Here is a 19,555-nt window from a genome sequence, read left to right on the forward strand (position 1 = left end):
ATCCGATAGAAAAAAGCCGGGCAGTGCCCGGCTTCGGTTAAGCAGTTGGCCTGAAGCGATTACAATGCCGCAATCACGCCCTGCTGTTCAATCAGTTTTGCTTTTGATTGTTCCAGCTCAGCCGCACGCTCACGCTCTTTCGCCACCACCGCTTCCGGTGCACGGGCAACAAAGCCTTCGTTCGCCAGCTTGGTCTGGATCTTCTCGATCTCGACATCCAGCTTGGTCAGCTCTTTTGCCAGACGATCCAACTCCGCTTCTTTGTTTACCAGATCCGCCATCGGGATCAGCAGTTCAGCACCTTCAACAATCTTGGTCACCGATACCGGGCCTTTCTCGCCCGCAGGCAGAATGGTCAGACTTTCCAGACGCGCCAGACGCGACAGGAAGTTGCGGTTTTCTTCCACACGACGCAGCGCCGCAGGCGAGCAGTCACGCAGCAACACATCCAGCGGCTTGCTCAGGGCGATGTTCATCTCTGCGCGGATGTTACGCACCGCGACGATCGCCTGTTTCATCCACTCGATATCCGCTTTCGCTTCCGCATCTTCTTTCGCCGCATCGTACTGCGGGAATGGTTGCAGCATGATGGTGTCGTCACTGATATTTTTCAGCACTTTGACACGCTGCCAGATGGTTTCGGTGATAAACGGAATGATCGGGTGCGCCAGGCGCAGCAGCGCTTCCAGCACCGTCACCAGCGTATTACGCGTGCCGCGCAGTTCCGCTTCGTTACCGTTGTTCATCACCGGCTTGGTCAGCTCCAGATACCAGTCACAGAACTGGTTCCAGGTGAAGTCGTACAGCAGGTTAGCGGCGATATCGAAACGATAGCTATCCAGCGCTTCACGATAGGCTTTCACCGTGCTGTTGAACTCGGTCAGGATCCAGCGATCCGCCAGTGACAGCTTCATTTCGCCACCGTTCTGGCCGCAATCCTGATCTTCGGTGTTCATCAGCACAAAGCGGCTGGCGTTCCACAGCTTGTTACAGAAGTTGCGATAACCTTCAAGGCGCTTCATGTCCCAGTTGATATCACGACCGGTTGAGGCCAGCGCCGCCAGCGTAAAGCGCAGCGCATCGGTACCTGATGGGACGATGCCGTCCGGGAACTGCTTCTCGGTGCGTTTGCGGATCTTATCAGCCAGTTGTGGCTGCATCATGTTACCGGTACGTTTTTCCAGCAGTTCTTCCAGTGAAATGCCGTCCACCATATCCAGCGGATCGATGACGTTACCCTTCGACTTGGACATTTTCTGCCCTTCTTCGTCGCGGATCAGACCGGTGATGTAGACGGTCTTGAACGGCACCTGCGGCTTGCCATCTTCATCTTTCATGAAGTGCATGGTCAGCATGATCATGCGGGCAATCCAGAAGAAGATGATGTCGAAGCCGCTCACCAGCACGCTGGTCGGATGGAAGGTACGCAGCGCCTCGGTGTTCTCCGGCCAGCCGAGGGTGGAGAAGGTCCACAGGCCAGAAGAGAACCAGGTATCCAGCACATCTTCGTCCTGGCGCAACGCGACGTCAGCGGCGAGGTTGTTTTCCTGGCGTACTTCTTCTTCGGTACGACCGACATACACGTTGCCGTGATTGTCGTACCATGCCGGGATACGGTGACCCCACCACAGCTGACGGGAAATACACCAGTCCTGAATGTCGCGCATCCAGGAGAAGTACATGTTTTCGTACTGCTTCGGCACGAACTGGATGTCGCCGTTTTCCACTGCTTCAACCGCGACTTTCGCCAGCGGGGCAGTGCGCACGTACCACTGGTCGGTGAGCATCGGCTCAATCACCACGCCGCCACGATCGCCGTAAGGTACGGTCAGATCGTGCGGTTTGATCTCATCCAGCAGGCCGAGCGCGTCAACCGCAGCGACGATCGCTTTACGCGCGGCAAAACGTTCCATGTTTTGGAACTCAGCCGGGATCGCGTTGCTGTAGACATCGGTCTCTTCGCCGTTGGTGTCCAGCACTTCGGCAGTGGTGCGGATATCGCCGTCGAAGGTCAGGATGTTGATCATCGGCAGCGCGTGACGACGACCAACTTCGTAGTCGTTGAAGTCGTGCGCCGGGGTGATCTTCACGCAACCGGTGCCTTTTTCCATATCCGCGTGATCATCGCCTACGATCGGAATGCGACGGTTAACCAGCGGCAGGATCAGTTCTTTACCAATCAGATCTTTGTAACGCGGATCTTCTGGGTTGACCGCCACACCGGTATCGCCCAGCAGGGTTTCCGGGCGGGTGGTGGCGACCACGAGGTAATCTTTACCTTCCGCAGTTTTGGCACCATCGGCCAGCGGATAGCGGATGTGCCACATCGAACCTTTGGTTTCGCGGTTTTCGACTTCGAGATCAGAAATCGCGGTACGCAGTTTCGGATCCCAGTTCACCAGGCGCTTGCCACGGTAAATCAGGTTCTCTTTATACAGACGGACAAACACTTCTTTCACGGCATTGGAAAGCCCTTCATCCATGGTGAAGCGCTCACGCTCCCAGTCAACAGAGTTGCCGAGGCGACGCATCTGACGCGAGATATTGCCGCCTGATTCCGCTTTCCACTGCCAGATTTTGTCGATAAAGGCTTCGCGACCGTAATCCTGACGCGTTTTGCCCTCTTCAGCGGCAATTTTGCGCTCAACCACCATCTGGGTAGCGATACCCGCGTGGTCAGTACCGGCCTGCCACAGGGTATTTTTGCCCTGCATGCGCTGGTAGCGGATCATGGTGTCCATGATGGTTTGCTGGAAGGCGTGACCCATATGCAAGCTGCCGGTGACGTTCGGCGGCGGGATCATGATGCAAAAGCTTTCCTGGCTTGTGTCGCCATTCGGTTTAAAGTAGCCCTGCTGTTCCCAGTGCTCGTAGAGCGGCTGCTCGATATCTTGCGGGTTATATGTCTTTTCCATTTCTGCTATGTCGTTTGCGGCGGTGGTGGCGTCGCCGTATTCAATTGGAAGCCAACGCTGCGATACGCTTTATAGCGGTCACGCGCCAGCTGTTTCTGGGATTCTTCGTAAGGAACGAAGTCTATCACTTCATGGAAAGCAGTAGCAAAATCTGCGAACTGCGGCAGCAGGCTGATCAGCAAGTCGCGTGGTGAACTGCCACGCCGCTGCGGCCAGGCCAACTCGACCGGTGCGCCATAACGCGGGCCTTCACCGGCGAGGTTATGCGGCACAAAGGCATTGGCCGGGCGCTGCCATAAGGCTTCATCCAGGCGATTGGCCTGCTGTTCATCGGTGCAGGCAATCAGGATGCGTTTGCCGTCACGCCAGCGTGCTTCGGCCAGATCGCACACCAGCGCTTCAATGGCGCTCAGGCCGTCGCTGGCGGTATCGGACTCCATCACATAAAAGGTGGCGTTTTTCATGGCGGGCTAGATTCCATTAATGACATTGGGGCGCATTATGCGCCCCGCAACTTTTCTGCGTCTAATTTTGATTCACGTAGACCGTAGCGGCGCGATTTATCGCGCATTTTTCACTCAATCGTCGCCGTTCAGACCTGCACGGTTCAGCAGGAACTGCGACAGCAGCGGCACCGGACGGCCGGTCGCGCCTTTGGCTTTACCCGAACGCCAGGCGGTACCGGCGATATCGAGGTGCGCCCAGTTAAATTTGCGCGCAAAGCGAGCCAGGAAGCACGCGGCGGTGATGGCCCCCCCTGGACGGCCACCAATGTTTGCCATGTCGGCAAAATTGGATTCCAGCTGCTCCTGATATTCATCCGCCATCGGCAAGCGCCAGGCACGGTCGCCGGACTGCTCAGAGGCGCTAATCAGCTCGTGTGCCAGCGGATTATGATTCGACAGTAAACCGCTGACATGATGACCCAGCGCAACCACGCAGGCCCCGGTCAGGGTAGCCACATCAATCACCACTTCAGGCTCGAAGCGTTCGACGTAGGTCAGGGCATCACACAGCACCAGACGGCCTTCGGCATCGGTATTCAGCACTTCTACCGTCTGGCCTGACATGGTGGTCAGGACGTCGCCCGGGCGCATTGAACGGCCATCCGGCATGTTTTCACAGCCCGCCAGCACCCCGACCACGTTCAGCGGCAGATTCAGTTCCGCTACCATGCGCATCACGCCATACACTGACGCGGCACCGCACATGTCGTACTTCATCTCATCCATTGCTTCTGCGGGTTTGATCGAGATACCGCCAGAGTCGAAGGTCAGACCTTTACCCACCAGCACAATCGGGCGTTCGTCCGGATTGCTGCTGCCTTTATATTCAATCACCGACATCAGCGACTCATTCTGCGAACCCGCACCGACAGCGAGGTAGGCATTCATGCCCAGCTCTTTCATCTGTTGCTCACCGATGACGCGCGTGGTGACATTTTTACTGAAGGCATCGGCCAACTGACGCGCCTGCGACGCCAGATACGCGGCGTTACAAATATTTGGCGGCATGTTGCTGAGATCTTTTGCCGCTTTAACGCCGGAGGCGACGGCCAGACCATGCTGAATCGCGCGCTCGCCGCTGGTCAGTTCACGGCGCGTCGGCACGTTGAACACCAACTTACGCAGCGGGCGGCGTGGCTCGACTTTGTTGCTTTTCAGCTGATCAAAGTTGTAGAGCGCCTCTTTGGAGGTCTCCACCGCCTGACGTACTTTCCAGTAGGTATTGCGGCCTTTGACATGCAGCTCGGTCAGGAAACACACCGCTTCCATGGAGCCGGTATCATTCAGCGTGTTGATGGTTTTCTGAATCACCTGCTTGTACTGGCGTTCATCCAACTCACGTTCTTTGCCGCAGCCAATCAGCAGGATGCGTTCGGAAAGGATGTTCGGCACATGGTGCAGCAGCAGTGTCTGGCCCACTTTACCCTCAAGCTCACCGCGGCGCAGCAGGGCGCTGATGTAACCGTCGCTGATCTTATCGAGCTGTTCGGCAATCGGTGAAAGACGACGCGGTTCGAAAACGCCAACCACAATGCAGGCGCTGCGCTGTTTTTCCGGACTACCGCTTTTTACACTGAACTCCATGCACTCTCCTGAATCTTAAAGACAACGGCCTAAGCTGTCGTTAGAATGTAGCGCGCTCGTAACGCATTAAATTTGTTGCGACGCCATGACATTTAAACGCCGGCGGTCATAATGAGTTAGGGTGGCAATGTGTTGTTTTTTCACCACCCGGACGCGTTTGTCATACTATTTTAGCTGCGATGACGGCCATTGATGAAGAAAAATGGCTGATAAGCGTTGAAACTAGCGATTTTCCTGCAAAAAGACAAGTTATCACAGGCGTACTAAGCGTGATCATCATTAGATATCTGGTTCGGGAAACGCTCAAAAGCCAGCTGGCTATCCTGTTCATCCTGCTACTGATCTTCTTTTGTCAGAAGTTAGTGAGGATCCTGGGTGCTGCGGTGGATGGCGAGATACCGACAAACCTGGTTCTGACATTGTTAGGACTTGGCGTGCCTGAAATGGCACAACTTATCCTGCCCCTAAGCCTGTTTCTGGCGATTTTAATGACCCTTGGGCGGCTGTACACCGAAAGTGAAATCACGGTGATGCATGCCTGTGGCCTGGGGAAAAGCGTGCTGGTTAAATCAGCGATGATCCTGATGCTGCTCACCTCGATGGTGGCGGCGATTAACGTGATATGGCTGGGCCCCTGGTCTTCACGTTATCAGGATGAAGTGACGCAGAATGCCAAAGCCAACCCCGGCGCGGCGGCGCTGGCGGCTGGGCAATTCCAGACCTCCAGCGATGGCAACGCGGTGTTGTTCGTTGAAAACGTGCGGGGTAACACCTTCGGCAACGTCTTCCTCGCCCAGTTGCGTCCAAAGGGGAATGCTCGACCTTCAGTGGTGCTGGCGGATAGCGGGCATATGGAGCAACGCCCGGACGGGTCACAAATTGTGACGCTGGATAAAGGCACGCGTTTTGAAGGGACCGCAATGTTGCGTGATTTCCGTATCACCGACTTTGTGAATTACCAGGCGCTGATTGGCTACAAACAGGCGGTACTGGATCCCAACGATGCTGAGCAGGCGGATATGCGCACGCTGTGGCAAAGCAAAGATCCTACCTTCACTGCCGAGCTGAACTGGCGTCTTACGCTGGTGTTCTCAGTATTGGTGATGGCGTTAATGGTGGTGCCGCTTAGCGTGGTGAACCCACGTCAGGGCCGTGTCCTGTCGATGTTACCGGCGATGTTGCTGTATCTGATCTTCTTCCTGCTGCAAAGCTCGCTGAAATCAAACTCGGCGAAGGGGAAATTCGATCCAACCATCTGGATGTGGGTGGTGAACTTCGGCTACCTGGCACTGGCCGTCGGCCTGAACCTGTGGGATACGGTGCCGATGCGCCGCATCCGCGCCCGTTTTAGCCGTGGAGGGTCAGTGTGATGTTTAAGGTACTTGACCGGTATATCGGCAAAACCATTTTTAACACCATCATGATGACGTTGTTCATGCTGGTGTCGCTGTCGGGCATCATCAAGTTTGTCGATCAGCTACGTAAAACCGGGCAGGGCATGTATACCGCGCTGGACGCGGGCTACTACACCCTGCTCAGTGTGCCGAAGGATATTGAGATCTTCTTCCCGATGGCGGCGTTACTGGGGGCATTGTTAGGTCTCGGTAACCTGGCACAACGCAGCGAACTGGTGGTGATGCAGGCATCGGGTTTCACCCGGATGCAGGTAGCACTGGCGGTAATGAAAACCGCAATTCCGCTGGTGTTGCTGACCATGGCGATTGGTGAGTTTGTCGCGCCACAGGGCGAGCAGATGGCGCGTAACTACCGTGCGCAGCAACTGTATGGTGGCGCACTGGTGTCGACGCAGAATGGTTTGTGGGCGAAAGACGGTAACAGCTTCATCTATATCGAACGTATCAAGGGCGATAACCAGATTGATGGCGTCAGTATCTACAACTTCAACGATCAACGTCGCCTGTTGAGCGTTCGTTATGCGGCGACGGCCACCTGGGATACTGCGAAGAAACTTTGGGTGCTGTCCCAGGTGGATGAGTCGGACCTGAAAGATGCGAAGCAGATTACCGGTTCACAAAGCCTGAGCGGCGAATGGAAAACCAACCTGACGCCAGACAAGCTGGGTGTGGTGGCGCTGGACCCGGATGCGCTGTCGATCCGAGGTCTTTACAACTACAGCAAATACCTCAAGCAGAGTGGACAAGAGTCGGGACGTTATCAGCTCAACATGTGGAGCAAAATCTTCCAGCCGCTGTCGGTAGCGGTGATGATGCTGATGGCGCTGTCGTTTATCTTCGGGCCACTGCGCAGCGTGTCGATGGGGGTACGCGTGGTAACCGGCATCAGCTTTGGTTTCCTGTTCTACGTGTTGGATCAGATTTTCGGTCCGTTGAGCCTGGTGTACGGCATTCCACCGATTCTCGGGGCGATTCTGCCGAGCGCGGCGTTCTTCGCTATCAGCCTGTTTTTGATGTTGAAACGTCGTTAAGCACAGCACCCGTAGCGGCACGATTTATCGCGCAGTGAATTGCGCGATAAATCGTGCCGCTACGGGATAACATTCAAATGTCTGATCAGCTCCGGCAGCTGTGACAACAAGTACAACACCAATCCAATTGAACCGCCCACCAGCGTGCCGTTGATACGAATAAACTGTAAATCGCGGCCAATATTCAACTCAATCTGCTGTGACATCTCGCGCGCATCCCAGCTTTTCACTGTATCGCTGATATGGCGTGTCAGGAACTGGGCAAACTCGGGTGCCACGCTGCGGGCGGCATCTTCCAGGTGCTGATTCATTGAGGACCGCAACGCCTGATCGGCGGCGAGGGTTTCTCCCAGCCACAACGCAGCCAACCGTACCCGCTCCTGTACGCGTGAGTTGTCGCTGTTCAAATCCTCTTTCAGCCAGCCGCGTAAATCGTGCCATAGCTCGCCAATGTAGCGATTCAGCGACTCATCTTCCTTCAGCCAGCGTTTGATCACCTCAGCGCGTTCGGCCATCGCCGGATCATTCTTCAGCTTCACAATCAGCCGTTCCACTGCGCGATTAAAACCGAGGCGAAATTCGTGCCCCTGATCGAGCGCGACTTCATCCAAAATCGAATCGACAGCATTTGCCACCAGCTCGGCGCTGTGCTCGCCCAGCCATTCGGTTGGCAGCATTTTTGCCTTGATCGGATGTTCGCGTTTCAGCCAGCGCACAATCTGCATAGCGATAAACTCTCGCGTGCCAGGTTTGTGCAGGATACGCAGCAGTTGCTGCACTGCCGCATCCAGCAGCTCCTGATGGCGGTTGTTTTTAGTCAGGCTTTCCAGCAGCAATGCGCTGGATTGAGTGAGATCGACTTTGTCGAGCGCGCGATGCACCGCCCGGCGCAGAAACTGTTGAATACGTGCATCGTCAGTGAGATCGAGAAAGCCGCGCATCACCTGTAACAAATGGCGGCCAATACGATCGGCATTGCCGGGCGCATTCAACCACTGCGCCAGCATCTGCGAGGGGTCGTGACGGCGAATCAGGGCCAGCAGCGAATCGGTATCGAGGAATTTTTCCTGTACGAAACGCCCGAGGTTTTCGCCAATTCGATCTTTATTGCGCGGGATGATCGCGGTATGACGCGAAATAAAAGGCACCGGCACCCGGCGAAACAACGCCACCACGGCAAACCAGTCGGCCAACGCACCGACCATCGCTGCTTCCGCAATCGCTTTAACACCACTGACCCAGAAGTTGGGCGGCAGAAACAGCGTGATGACGAAAATCGCGGCGGCAATCAGCAGCAGCGACAGTGCCAGACGTTTGCTCCGTTTAAGTTGTTGATGTTTATCCATTGACTGCTCCTTAACGACGACGCCCTCCCATCAGGCTGCCCAACACGCCGCGAATGATTTGATTGGTGACCTGCCGTGCGGCGCTTTTTGCCATCGTCTGTACCACCCCATCACGTTTACCACCGCGCGGGCCGGTGCTGCCAAACAGAATATCTTTCAGGCCGCCGAGAATGCCGTCATCCACCGCCACATCGTTGCCTTTCGCTGCGGGGGCGTTGGCCTGATCGGTGGCAACCTGTACCCCTTTTTGCAGCATTTCGAAGGCGGATTCACGATCGACTTCGCTATCGTATTTACCGTATAACGGCGAATGGTTAATCAGACCATTACGTTCATCACTGCTGACTGGCCCCATGCGGGAACTGGGTGCAATCACCATCGCACGTTCCACTATCGATGGGCTGCCTTTTTCATCGAGGAAGGAGATCAATGCTTCGCCAGTGCCCAGCGCCTGAATGGCCTCGACGGTATTAAACGCCGGATTGGCGCGCATGGTGTCGGCAGCGGTTTTCACCGCTTTCTGATCTTTGGGGGTAAAGGCGCGCAGCGCGTGCTGCACACGGTTGCCGAGCTGGCCCAGCACGCTGTCGGGAATATCGGCGGGGTTCTGGGTGACAAAATAGACGCCAACCCCTTTCGAGCGGATCAGGCGAATCACCTGTTCAACCTTCTCCAGCAGCACGGCGGGCGCGTCGTTAAACAGCAGATGGGCCTCATCAAAGAAGAACACCATTTTCGGCTTATCGAGATCGCCCGCTTCGGGCAATTGCTCATACAATTCTGCCAGCAGCCACAGCAGGCTGGTGGCGTAGAGTTTTGGCAGCTGATAGAGCTTTTCGGCGGAGAGGATGTTGATAAAGCCTTTGCCCTGATCGTCGCAGCGCATCCAGTCGCGAATATCCAGCATCGGCTCACCAAAGAAGTGCTCGGCTCCTTGCTGTTCCAGCGTCAGCAGGCCGCGCTGAATCGCCCCAACCGAGGCGCTGTTGATGTTGCCATACTGCGTCTGGAATTCTTTGGCGTGGTCGCCGATATATTGCGTCATGGCGCGCAGATCTTTGAAATCCAGCAACAACAGGCCCTGATCGTCGGCAATGCGGAAGATGATTTGCAGCACGCCGCTCTGGACCTCATTGAGGTTGAGCAGACGCGCCAGCAGCAGCGGGCCAACATCGGACACCGTTGCGCGCACCGAGTGGCCTTGCTCGCCAAAGATATCCCACAACATCACCGGATTGGATTGCGCTTGCCAGTCGGTGACGCCAATCTTTGCCAGCCTTGAGAGCAGTTTTTCCGAGCCTTCACCCTCTGCGGCGATGCCCGTCAGATCACCTTTCACATCAGCCATAAACACTGGCACGCCAATGGAGGAGAAAGATTCCGCCAGCTTTTGCAAGGTGACGGTTTTACCGGTGCCGGTCGCGCCAGTAATCAGGCCGTGACGGTTCGCCATGTTTGGCAACAGTTGCAGTTTCACTTCTGGGGTTTGGGCAATCAACAACGGGGTGGTCATGATTTTTTATCTCTCAGGCATGCGGTGATGCCTGAAAGAATAGCAAACGTAGGCCAGGCGTAACGACGCGATTTATCGTCTGCGAAAAGACGCGCGATAAATCACGCCGCTACGGGAGCATGGCCTGTTACTTTTTCTGTACTGTGTCGAAATACAACAGGCTTACACCGATGCCCTGCTGCACATGATCGATATTGTTACGTACCGCCACCTGCTGCGCGCCTTGCAGGGTGATGACAAACGGCGAGTTCTGCTGCACTGACTGCTGCAATTCGGTGTAGAGCTGGCGACGTTTGGCCGCATCGCTTTCACCAGCAGCTGCGCGGGTTTTGGCACTCAGATCCGGAATCTCCCAGCCGACACGCCATGCGAGGGTTTTCGAGCCGCCAGGAACGTTGTACACAAAGGCGCTGGCGTTGGTATTGGGATCGACATAGTCAGCACCCCAGTAAATAAAGATCGACTGGAAATCGCGCCCGCGCATTTTGCTCCACAACTCTGACTCCGCCACCGGTTGCAGCTCAATCTGAATGTCTGCTTTGGCAAAGCTGGCCTGGAGCGCCTGGGCGACATCGATATACGGCGGCTGGTTGATCACCGTCAGGGAGAACCTGGTGCCGGGCTGGATACCGCCCTGTTGCAAGATCTGTTTGGCTTTCGCCACATCGTAGTGGAACGGCTGGTTTTCCAGCGCACCGTCAAACCCTTGTGGCAGGAAGCTTTGATGAATAGCGTATTGGCCTTTTAACAGTTGATCGGCGATGGCGTGATAATCCACCAACCAGCGGGCGGCCTGCCAGAATGCAGGATTGCCGAGCGCCGGTTGTGCTTTGTTCTGTGTATTGAAGCCGAGGTAATACACCAGGCTGGAGGGGAAAGCAGCGATGCGCAGATTTTTATCGCTTTTCAGGGCATCAATCTGGTCCGGGCCAAGCTGGTAGGCGACATCGACATCGCCCTGCTGAATCAGCAGACGACGCGCTCCGGCATCGGCCACGCCTTTCAGCAGAATACGTTGCAGATGCGGCTGGGGTTGTGCCTGAGCATTGGCGATCAGCACCAATGCCTGCTGCGGGACATATTGTTGAATGACAAAGGCCGCACTGCCTGCGGAATGGGTGTGCAGCCAGCCGTTACCCAGATCGTTATTGGTTTCATGCTGCTGCACGGTTTTGCTGTCGACAATTGAGGCCACGGGTGCCGTCAGCAGACGTAGCGCCAGATCCTGACCAATCGCCGCAGGCCACTGAATTTCCAACTGGTGGTCGTTCAGCACCTTAAACTGGGCGGCGATATTGTCTGGTGTCCAGCCAAACTCGGCGAGGATAAACGACGGTGCCTTGTTGAGTTGCACTGCACGGGTTAATGAGAACACCACATCCTGCGGCGTTACCGGATTGCCGCTGGCAAAATGTGCACCGGACTTCAAGGTGAAAACCAGGCTGTGCGGCGTGCTGCCCGGTTGCCAGGCTGTCGCCAGCAGCGGCGCGAGCTTCTGCGGTGTATCGCGATCGGCCTCCACCAGCGTTTGATACAGATTGCGCTGCACGCTGTTGCTGACAGTTTCAAAACTTTCGGCAGGGTCAAAGCTGATGATGCCGTCGAGCGGTACGGCTACCACTAACGTGTCCTTCGGCGTCGCCGCGGGTAACGCAAAGGCGCAACTGATTAACGCCAGCAACAAAACTAATGATCGCATTATTGTCATCCTGAGTGATTGATTAACTGACTCTATCGCTGAGGCGCAAATGACAAAATGCCGGTTTGTTCTGAGCTGTGCCGGAAATTAACAATTCGTTTCGGTGCTCAATTATTTCGCTTATTTTGTGCGCTGCTTGTCATTTTTCGGAAATAGATATGGATATGGTGTTTCTTGCAAGTAAATAAAATGTTATTAATGAGAATAATTCTCTTGTTTGGAAGTGTGATTTATTTTTATCGATTGATTTACGGTATTATTGCGATACGTAAATTGTTTTGGTCATTTGCACAGTCGATTAGAACAAAAACCTGACATTTGTACGGATAAAACAGAAATTCCCGCCTCGAAAGCCCTTCACCAGCCTGTAACCAAAATTCAACATCATGATGGTTTCTCATCAAAACACATTTGTAATTTAATTCTTACACTTTGAAATATTTGTATCCCTAAGATTGCCAGGTTGTTTACCGATGAATTAAGTCATTAACAAAAATAATTATCTTTCTTAGCAAGTGAGAGTCGTCAGGCCATGCTTCTACAAAAACCGACCACCAGACGTAAATTTCTGCTTGGGTCGCTTTTGGCTTTGCCATTAAGTGACCTGGTATTTAAGGGATTAACTGCGGCCCAGGCTGCGGAAATGGCAGCACCGGAACTTGCCGACTATAAACCGATCTTTTTCAGCAGCGATGAGTGGCAATTTATTCTTGCCGCTACCGATCGCCTGATCCCTGCCGGCGGTAATGGCAAGGCACCGGGTGCGCTGGAAACCAACGTACCGATCTTTATCGACCAGCAGCTGCACAGCCCTGAGTTCGGTGACGAAATCTACATGCAGGGTCCGTTTGACGTGCATGCTCCCGCGACGATGGGATATCAGATTCCGTTTACGCCGCAACAGCTGTATCACACCGGCATCAAGCTGGTGAATCAGTGGACGCAGAGCAACTACCAGAAAGTGTTCCACGAGCTGACGCTGGAAGAGAAAGACGCGGTTCTCACTAAAGTGAATAAAAATGACGGTATCGACTTCGCCGCGCTGGGCGAGCCGAACCTGAAAGCCTCCCAATTCTTCAGCCAACTGCTCGCAGATACCAAACATGGCTACCTCGCTGATCCGATGTACGGCGGCAACAAAGGCATGAAAGCCTGGATTGCCATCGGCTTCCCTGGCGCACGCGCCAGCTTCACCGAGTGGGTTAAACAGCACAACGTACCGTACCCGCTTGGCCCGGTTAGCATCATGGGTGAGCGCGCGTAATTGCGTTTCGCATCAGGTATTTGAGACAGGATTATCATGGCACAGATTACTAAAAAAGAAGTCGACGTCGTTGTCTGCGGCCTCGGCTGGGCAGGCTCGTTAATGAGCATTGAGCTGGCACTGGCTGGCTTAGAAGTACGCGCCCTGGAGCGCGGCGGTGAGCGCGACTATCCCGAGTTCGCCTACCCGAAACCGGCGGATGAATACGCGTATAACGTACGTAACAAGGTGTTCGCTACGCCGAAAGAAGTGGCGGTAACCGTGCGCTACAACATGGACCAGACGGCACTGCCGACCCGTAAATGGGGTGCGTTTGCTCCGGGTACTGGCGTGGGCGGCGCGGGTATGCACTGGACAGCGGTACTGATTCGTCCTACCCCGACTGATATCAAACTGAAAACCTACGTCGATCAGGCTTACAAACCCGGCGTTCTGCAGGAAGATATGCGCGTGATGGACTTCCCCTTCACTTGGGAAGAGATCGAGCCGTATTACTACAAGTTTGAGCTGATTTGCGGTCAGTCCGGTAACACCGGCAACCTGCGCGGTCAGATCCTCGAAGGCGGTGACCCGTTTGAAGGTCCACGTTCTGAGCCTTATCCGCTGCCAGCGCTGGAAGACACGCTGAACAACGTGATGTTTAAAGAAGCGGCGACCAAACTGGGCTACCATCCGTTCCCGAACCCGTCGGCCTGCGTGTCACGCGCGTGGAAAAACCCGTATGGCAACACCATCGCGCCTTGTAACTACTGTGGTTACTGCTCGAAATATCCGTGCCTGAACTACTCCAAAGCGTCACCGCAAACAGCGGTAATGGATGCACTGAAGCGTATGCCGAACTTCTCCTATGAAGTGCACGCGGAAGTGGTGAAAGTGGTGCTGCACGATGACCAGAAGACCGCCAAAGGGGTGATTTACTACGACGTAGACGGCAACGAAGTGTTCCAGCCGGCGAAGATCGTGGTGCTCTCCAGCTTCCAGCTGTACAACGTACGTCTGATGCTGTTGTCCGGCATTGGTAAGCCGTACAACCCGATCACCGAAGAGGGTGTGGTAGGCCGTAACTATGCGTTCCTGTCGAACGGTGGCGCGACCCTGTTCTTCAAAGACAAGAACTTCAACTCGTTCGCGACCGCGGGTGCGACCGGCCAGATGTTCAACGACATCTCTCCGGGCAACTTCGATGGCCCGGGCCTCGGTTTCCTCGGCGGTGCCAAGATCCACAGTTCACAGGCGACCGGTACACCAATCGCCGCTGCGCTGCCGAAAGGCACGCCGAGCTGGGGCATGGGCTACAAAGAAGGTCTGGAGCAGTGGTACAACCATTCGATGAAGATCAGCATCACCACGACCTGCCAGTCGTATCGTGATATCTATCTGGATCTCGATCCGCACTACACTGACCACCGTGGCCTGCCGTTGCTGCGTATGACCTTCAACTGGAAAGAGAACGAGTTGAAGCTGCAACAGCATCTGAAAGGCATCGTGGGCAACATCGCTAAAGAGCTGAACCCGGATAGCATGAGCATGAGCTTCCTGCCAATGGGTGCTGACTTTGACCTGACCAAATACGTATCCACCCATAACGTGGGCGGCGCGGTGATGGGCGATAACCCGAAAACCTCAGCGCTGAACAAGTACCTGCAAAGCTGGGACGTGCATAACGTGTTTGTACCGGGCGGTAACGCCTTCCCGCAGAACTTCCAGGCGAACCCGACCGATACTATCGGCGCGATTACCCTGATGGCGGCACAGGCAATCAAAGAACAGTATCTGAAAAACCCCGGTCCACTGGTACAGGCATAAGCACATGAAATTAAAATCATTGTTAATCGCTAATGCCGTGCTGCTGGGAAGCATTGCGGCGCAGGCGCACGCGGCAGATGACGCTCAACTGATCAAAAAAGGTGAATACCTGTCGCGTCTCGGCGACTGTATGGCCTGTCACTCGGTAGCGGGTAAGCCGGACTATGCTGGTGGCCTGGCAATTGAGTCCAATCTGGGCACTATCTACTCCACCAACATCACGCCGGATAAAGAGCACGGTATCGGTAACTATACCGAGCAGCAGTTCTCCGACGCGGTGCGTAAAGGTGTGCTGCCGGATGGTTCTCATCTCTACCCGGCAATGCCGTATCCGGATTACGCCAAAATCAGCGATGAAGATATGCACGCGTTGTATGTCTACTTTATGCAGGGCGTAAAACCGAGTGCCGAGCAGCCGCCGGAAACCAAACTCAGCTTCCCGTTCAGCCAGCGCTGGGGCATGCGTTTCTGGAACTGGGCGTTCACCTCTGACAAACCGTTCCAGCCGATTGGTGGGGCGTCTGAAGAGGTGAATCGTGGTGCTTACATCGTGGAAAGCCTCGGTCACTGCGGCAGCTGCCATACGCCGCGTGGTTTGGGTATGAACGAGAAAGCGCTCGACAGCAGCGACGATCAGTTCCTTGCAGGCGGCAGCCTGAACAACTGGGACGTACCGTCACTGCGCGGTTTGCCGCGCTGGAGCGAGCAGGAGATCGTCGATTACCTGCAAACCGGTCGCAATGATAAAGCGGCGGTAGGCGGTGAGATGAAGTCGGTGATTGAGCACAGCAGCTCGCATATGACCGATGCCGATCTGAAAGCGATTGCCGCCTACCTGAAGTTCCTGGGTGGCAACCCGCCGTTGCAGGCGTATAACGTTCAGGCACAGCAGGCGACGGAAGCGAAGCTGACCGCAGGGAAAAATCTGTCGGAAGGTGAGCGTCTGTACCTCGACAACTGTGGCGCGTGCCACTTTGTCACCGGTAAAGGCGCGCCGGGCGTGTTCCCGGAACTGGATCAGGCCACCATTGTGAACGCCAAAGATCCCACCGGGCTGATCCACACCATTCTGGAAGGTGCGCAGCAGCCATCGACGGAGAAAACAGCCTCAACCTTGTTAATGCCTGGTTTTGCCAACCGTCTGAGCGATGATGAAGTGGCGCAATTGGCGACCTTTATTCGTCAGGGCTGGAGCAACAACGCCCCGGCAGTCACTAAAGATCAGGTTGCTGATGTACGTAAAACTCTGAAGCACGAATGATCACAGGGGCGGCATTCAGGCCGCCCCGTCATTTAAGGTAGCAGCGCGATTTATCGCGCTGTTTTTACTTGGATTAATGGTAGGTATGAATCACTTCCAGCACGCCGTTGATAATAAACTGCACGCCCATACACACCAGCAAAAAGCCCATCAGGCGCGAAATCGCCTCAATACCGCCTTTCCCTACCAGTTTCATGATCGCGCCGGAACTGCGTAGCGATATCCACAAAATCACTGAAACTAAAAAGAAAATCATCACCGGTGCCACCGCCACCACCCAGCCGGGAAAATCAACGCCGCTGCGTATCGTCGAGGCTGAGCTGATGATCATCGCGATGGTGCCCGGACCAGCGGTGCTGGGCATAGCCAACGGCACAAAGGCGATATTTACGCTTTCGCGCGGGTTGTCACTGGATTCGATTTCATCCTGTTTGTGTTTGGCTTCCACCGAATGGCCCACGGGTTTGGCGGGAAACAGCATGCGAAAGCCGATAAACGCGACAATCAGCCCACCCGCCATACGCAGGCCGGGAATGGAGATCCCAAAGGTATGCAGAACTGCGGTGCCCGCGTACCAGGCCACCATCATAATCAGAAAAACATAGATGGAGGCCTGCATGGCCTGCCGATTGCGTTCCTGAAAATTCATATCCCCGGCGAGGCCGAGAAACAGCGCGACGGTGGTGAGTGGGTTGGCGAGAGGGAGAATGACCACCAGCCCGAGACCAATGGCTTTGAAGAGATCCAGCATGTCGGTTCCTTCTGATGCAGGCGCGCCGAAGACAGATCGGCGCTGTTCAGTTTACGGAGACAACGTGATGTGGGTGATCAGTGTTTCGGGCGATCCAGCGCTTCGATCAACTCCGGGAAAAAGTCTTCCAGCAACTCGGGTGTCATCAGATCAGGATAGTTGATCAGATGCTCGCGAATGCGTTCATTAACATCGGGCATCAGACGCAGCGCTGCATCATGGGCACTGATTTTTTTCTGTTTCATCAGACGCAGTACGTCATCTGGCAGGCTGTCTTCATCCTCGGCGTCTTCCACCGCTTCCAGGGCGTCCAACTCATCCAGTAGATCCATCAACGCTTCAATCTGCGGTGTCCGAGACTGATATTCGGGCGGCATTTCGTTTTCCAGGTAACGCAGCAGGGCGCGTACTGGCGAGCCATCCGGCTTTGACGGAGGTTCACTGGCAAACCAACTCAGCAAGTCATGCTGGCTTATCTGATGAACGTGGTAGCCGTTATCCACCAGTTCATCTGCCAGAAGATCGGCGGTGTCATGCTCAATCAGGCAAATGTGAGTGCGATTGGGGGGGAACTGTTCCAGCCACTGGTAAATCTCTTCAATCACACTGTCATCGTAATTGAAATTCTGGCTGAGATAGCTGTCGTCCTGCTGATGTACGCAAATGCGAATCAGGTCGGGATCGAAGTAGATCGCAATGTTGATGCCTTTCATGCGCGCTGTCCTGTGAGTTCTAAAATCCCACTATAGCGTTTATGGTGGTGCGGGGAAATCACTCCACAAGGGAAGGGCGTGACGGGTAGCACGATGCGGGGAGTTGGCGGGAGGGGCAGCGCAGGACATGGAGCCAGGGGACAGCCTGCCTCACGGTTCTGCGCTGCCCAATGTCATTACATGCCGATGTATTTCTTGCCTTGCTTCAGCACTACATCACAAGCTTTGGTTTTCAACTTTTCGCCCATGGTGGAGTTGCTCAGGCTTTCCAGGTTCAGCTGCTGGCCGTTGCCAGTATTCAGTAAACCTTGCAGGCCCTGTTGGTAATCGGTTTTCTGCTCCTGTGCGGTGGTGGTGCTCAGGCCAAGTTTGCCCAATACCTGATCTTTCACCGACTCTACGTTGTTTTTCACCACATTGTGTTCAACGCAGTACTGCATCACACCTGCCGCATTGGTCATGCTGTTGGCGCTGACGGCTTTATCACCACCGTTCAACAAGCCGGTGATTGAAGAAAGCGACATCCCTTCGCTCGACGTGCTGCTGGTGGTGCCGCTGTTCTGCTGGCTCAGTTGCGAAGCGGCACTGCTCAGTTGATCCTGCCAGCTCGCCGCTGATGCGCTACCTGCAACCAGTACCGCAGCAATGCCCCATCCCCAAATCACGCGTTGTGTTGCTTTAGTCATCTCAACCTCATTTATCTTTATGGCTGACTGCTGTCAGTGTTGCTTATAGAGAAGCCTGGTCTAAGAAAGTTCCAGGGGGGAGGGGAGATTGGGAATGTTCTGGTTTTTGGCGGGATTTTGCGCGGAAATTCGCTGGCAGTCGAAGTGGTGGTGGTTTTTTCAGCGCTTAGTGCACATCCGGATCGATTCCGGTTGCGTGCCTTGTCGGTAACGGTATAATCCCCAACGTTTTCCGCATCCTCTTCAGTGCCGAAGTGGCGAAATCGGTAGACGCAGTTGATTCAAAATCAACCGTAGAAATACGTGCCGGTTCGAGTCCGGCCTTCGGCACCACTGATGAAGAAATTAAGTCGCTTAAGGGCGGCTTTTTTTGTGTCTGAAATTCGGTATCTGCTGGGTTTTCCTCGTTTTTTCGATCGCCTTAGTCAGCATAATTCAATTTACATCAATTTGCTGATGTGGGGGACAATTGCGGATAAAACTTGGTTCGATAATGTTCGTGCCCACGCAGAACCCTTGAATGGGGACTAATCACGGCTCTGAGTGATATGCAGGTTCGTGCTGCCAAGCCTGAAGCAAAAAACTGTAGACTTACTGGCGGTGAAGAAATGGTTTTGCTAGTTAACCCTATCACTTTGGTGGAAGAGAGAGGATTCTGGTGTTGAGGAAATACCCTGACGTTTCAATAGCAGATGCCAGATAAAGATAGATGTGAGCATTTCACCGTAGTTCTTGAACTTGGTGTCACGTTTAGCTAATTTAGCTAAATTATCCAGCACGCCTACAGATGCCCGTCTTTATGAACGAAAACGAGATTTATTACCGTATTCAGCAGGCGCTCGCCAGCGCGCCTCGTAACCAGTATACCGTCGAGCTGCATTTGCAAATGATCAAATATGCCGACGAGCTGGAACATATTACGGCAAAAGCCTTTTGCGAAGGCACCGGTCTGAGCCAGAGCCTCGGTACCGAATTCAGCAAAATGCGTAACTTAACCCGTCGGCTGAAAGCCGCCGGTCTGAACACCGATCTGCTGTAACCCGTTTACGGCACATTATCGCGCTA

General features: G+C 54.6%; 15 protein-coding genes and 1 tRNA gene. 7 read left to right on the forward strand and 9 right to left on the reverse strand.

Annotated features, from left to right (window positions below):
- Nucleotides 1-59: 59 nt before the first annotated feature.
- The 3 genes from AC6I8W_RS02845 to pepA form a co-directional block, all read right to left on the reverse strand.
- Nucleotides 60-2,915, reverse strand: coding sequence for a valine--tRNA ligase (locus tag AC6I8W_RS02845; protein ID WP_497836891.1), 2,856 nt, complete (start codon nt 2,913-2,915; stop codon nt 60-62).
- A gap of 5 nt (nt 2,916-2,920) precedes the next feature.
- A complete protein-coding gene (locus AC6I8W_RS02850; RefSeq protein ID WP_013507729.1) occupies nt 2,921-3,379 on the reverse strand; it encodes a DNA polymerase III subunit chi in 459 nt (152 codons plus the stop codon).
- A 114-nt stretch (nt 3,380-3,493) separates the two neighbouring features.
- Nucleotides 3,494-5,005, reverse strand: a complete 1,512-nt coding sequence (pepA, locus tag AC6I8W_RS02855; RefSeq protein ID WP_497836892.1) for a leucyl aminopeptidase — start codon at nt 5,003-5,005, stop codon at nt 3,494-3,496.
- A gap of 269 nt (nt 5,006-5,274) precedes the next feature.
- Between pepA and lptF the strand changes: the two genes are divergently transcribed.
- Both lptF and lptG read left to right on the forward strand, forming a co-directional pair.
- The gene (gene lptF / locus AC6I8W_RS02860) at nt 5,275-6,375 is read left to right on the forward strand and encodes an LPS export ABC transporter permease LptF (RefSeq protein WP_021185768.1); all 1,101 of its coding nucleotides are present in this window, start codon (nt 5,275-5,277) and stop codon (nt 6,373-6,375) included.
- The gene (gene lptG, locus AC6I8W_RS02865; protein WP_497836893.1) at nt 6,375-7,451 is read left to right on the forward strand and encodes an LPS export ABC transporter permease LptG; all 1,077 of its coding nucleotides are present in this window, start codon (nt 6,375-6,377) and stop codon (nt 7,449-7,451) included. Before lptF ends, lptG begins: the two co-directional genes overlap by 1 nt.
- Before the next feature lie 59 nt (nt 7,452-7,510).
- On the opposite strand, the gene AC6I8W_RS02870 is transcribed toward lptG, so the two are convergent.
- From AC6I8W_RS02870 to AC6I8W_RS02880, 3 genes are all read right to left on the reverse strand, one after another.
- A complete protein-coding gene (locus AC6I8W_RS02870) occupies nt 7,511-8,797 on the reverse strand; it encodes a DUF445 domain-containing protein (RefSeq protein ID WP_497836894.1) in 1,287 nt (428 codons plus the stop codon).
- Nucleotides 8,798-8,807: 10 nt separating this feature from the next.
- Nucleotides 8,808-10,310, reverse strand: coding sequence for a helicase HerA-like C-terminal domain-containing protein (locus AC6I8W_RS02875; protein WP_497836895.1), 1,503 nt, complete (start codon nt 10,308-10,310; stop codon nt 8,808-8,810).
- Between the two features lie 127 nt (nt 10,311-10,437).
- Nucleotides 10,438-12,009, reverse strand: a complete 1,572-nt coding sequence (locus tag AC6I8W_RS02880; RefSeq protein ID WP_497836896.1) for an ABC transporter substrate-binding protein — start codon at nt 12,007-12,009, stop codon at nt 10,438-10,440.
- Between the two features lie 532 nt (nt 12,010-12,541).
- Between AC6I8W_RS02880 and AC6I8W_RS02885 the strand changes: the two genes are divergently transcribed.
- Genes AC6I8W_RS02885 through AC6I8W_RS02895 form a run of 3 tightly spaced genes read left to right on the forward strand, consistent with a single transcriptional unit; the run spans nt 12,542 to nt 16,340 of the window.
- Nucleotides 12,542-13,273: a gluconate 2-dehydrogenase subunit 3 family protein gene (locus AC6I8W_RS02885; RefSeq protein ID WP_497836897.1), complete on the forward strand. Its 732-nt coding sequence runs from the start codon at nt 12,542-12,544 to the stop codon at nt 13,271-13,273.
- A gap of 36 nt (nt 13,274-13,309) precedes the next feature.
- The gene (locus AC6I8W_RS02890; protein ID WP_497836898.1) at nt 13,310-15,079 is read left to right on the forward strand and encodes a GMC family oxidoreductase; all 1,770 of its coding nucleotides are present in this window, start codon (nt 13,310-13,312) and stop codon (nt 15,077-15,079) included.
- A gap of 4 nt (nt 15,080-15,083) precedes the next feature.
- The gene (locus tag AC6I8W_RS02895) at nt 15,084-16,340 is read left to right on the forward strand and encodes a c-type cytochrome (RefSeq protein WP_497836899.1); all 1,257 of its coding nucleotides are present in this window, start codon (nt 15,084-15,086) and stop codon (nt 16,338-16,340) included.
- 73 nt (nt 16,341-16,413) lie between these two features.
- On the opposite strand, the gene AC6I8W_RS02900 is transcribed toward AC6I8W_RS02895, so the two are convergent.
- The 3 genes from AC6I8W_RS02900 to AC6I8W_RS02910 all read right to left on the reverse strand — a co-directional run bounded on the left by AC6I8W_RS02900 (nt 16,414) and on the right by AC6I8W_RS02910 (nt 18,490).
- Nucleotides 16,414-17,091, reverse strand: a complete 678-nt coding sequence (locus AC6I8W_RS02900) for a MarC family NAAT transporter (protein ID WP_497836900.1) — start codon at nt 17,089-17,091, stop codon at nt 16,414-16,416.
- A gap of 77 nt (nt 17,092-17,168) precedes the next feature.
- On the reverse strand, nt 17,169-17,804 hold the full coding sequence (locus tag AC6I8W_RS02905) for a hypothetical protein (RefSeq protein ID WP_497836901.1): 636 nt from the start codon (nt 17,802-17,804) through the stop codon (nt 17,169-17,171).
- 176 nt (nt 17,805-17,980) lie between these two features.
- Entirely contained in the window at nt 17,981-18,490 is a 510-nt protein-coding gene (locus AC6I8W_RS02910) for a YjjA family protein (protein ID WP_497836902.1), read from the reverse strand.
- A gap of 248 nt (nt 18,491-18,738) precedes the next feature.
- On the opposite strand from AC6I8W_RS02910, the gene AC6I8W_RS02915 reads away from it, so the two are divergent.
- Nucleotides 18,739-18,823, forward strand: a tRNA-Leu gene (locus tag AC6I8W_RS02915).
- 466 nt (nt 18,824-19,289) lie between these two features.
- Nucleotides 19,290-19,529 (forward strand): HTH-like domain-containing protein, encoded by a 240-nt coding sequence (locus AC6I8W_RS02920; protein WP_497836903.1) that lies wholly within the window; start codon nt 19,290-19,292, stop codon nt 19,527-19,529.
- The last annotated feature ends 26 nt before the right edge of the window (nt 19,530-19,555 follow it).

It is taken from the genome of Pantoea sp. X-Soil-TKNS-1211 (assembly GCF_059730495.1).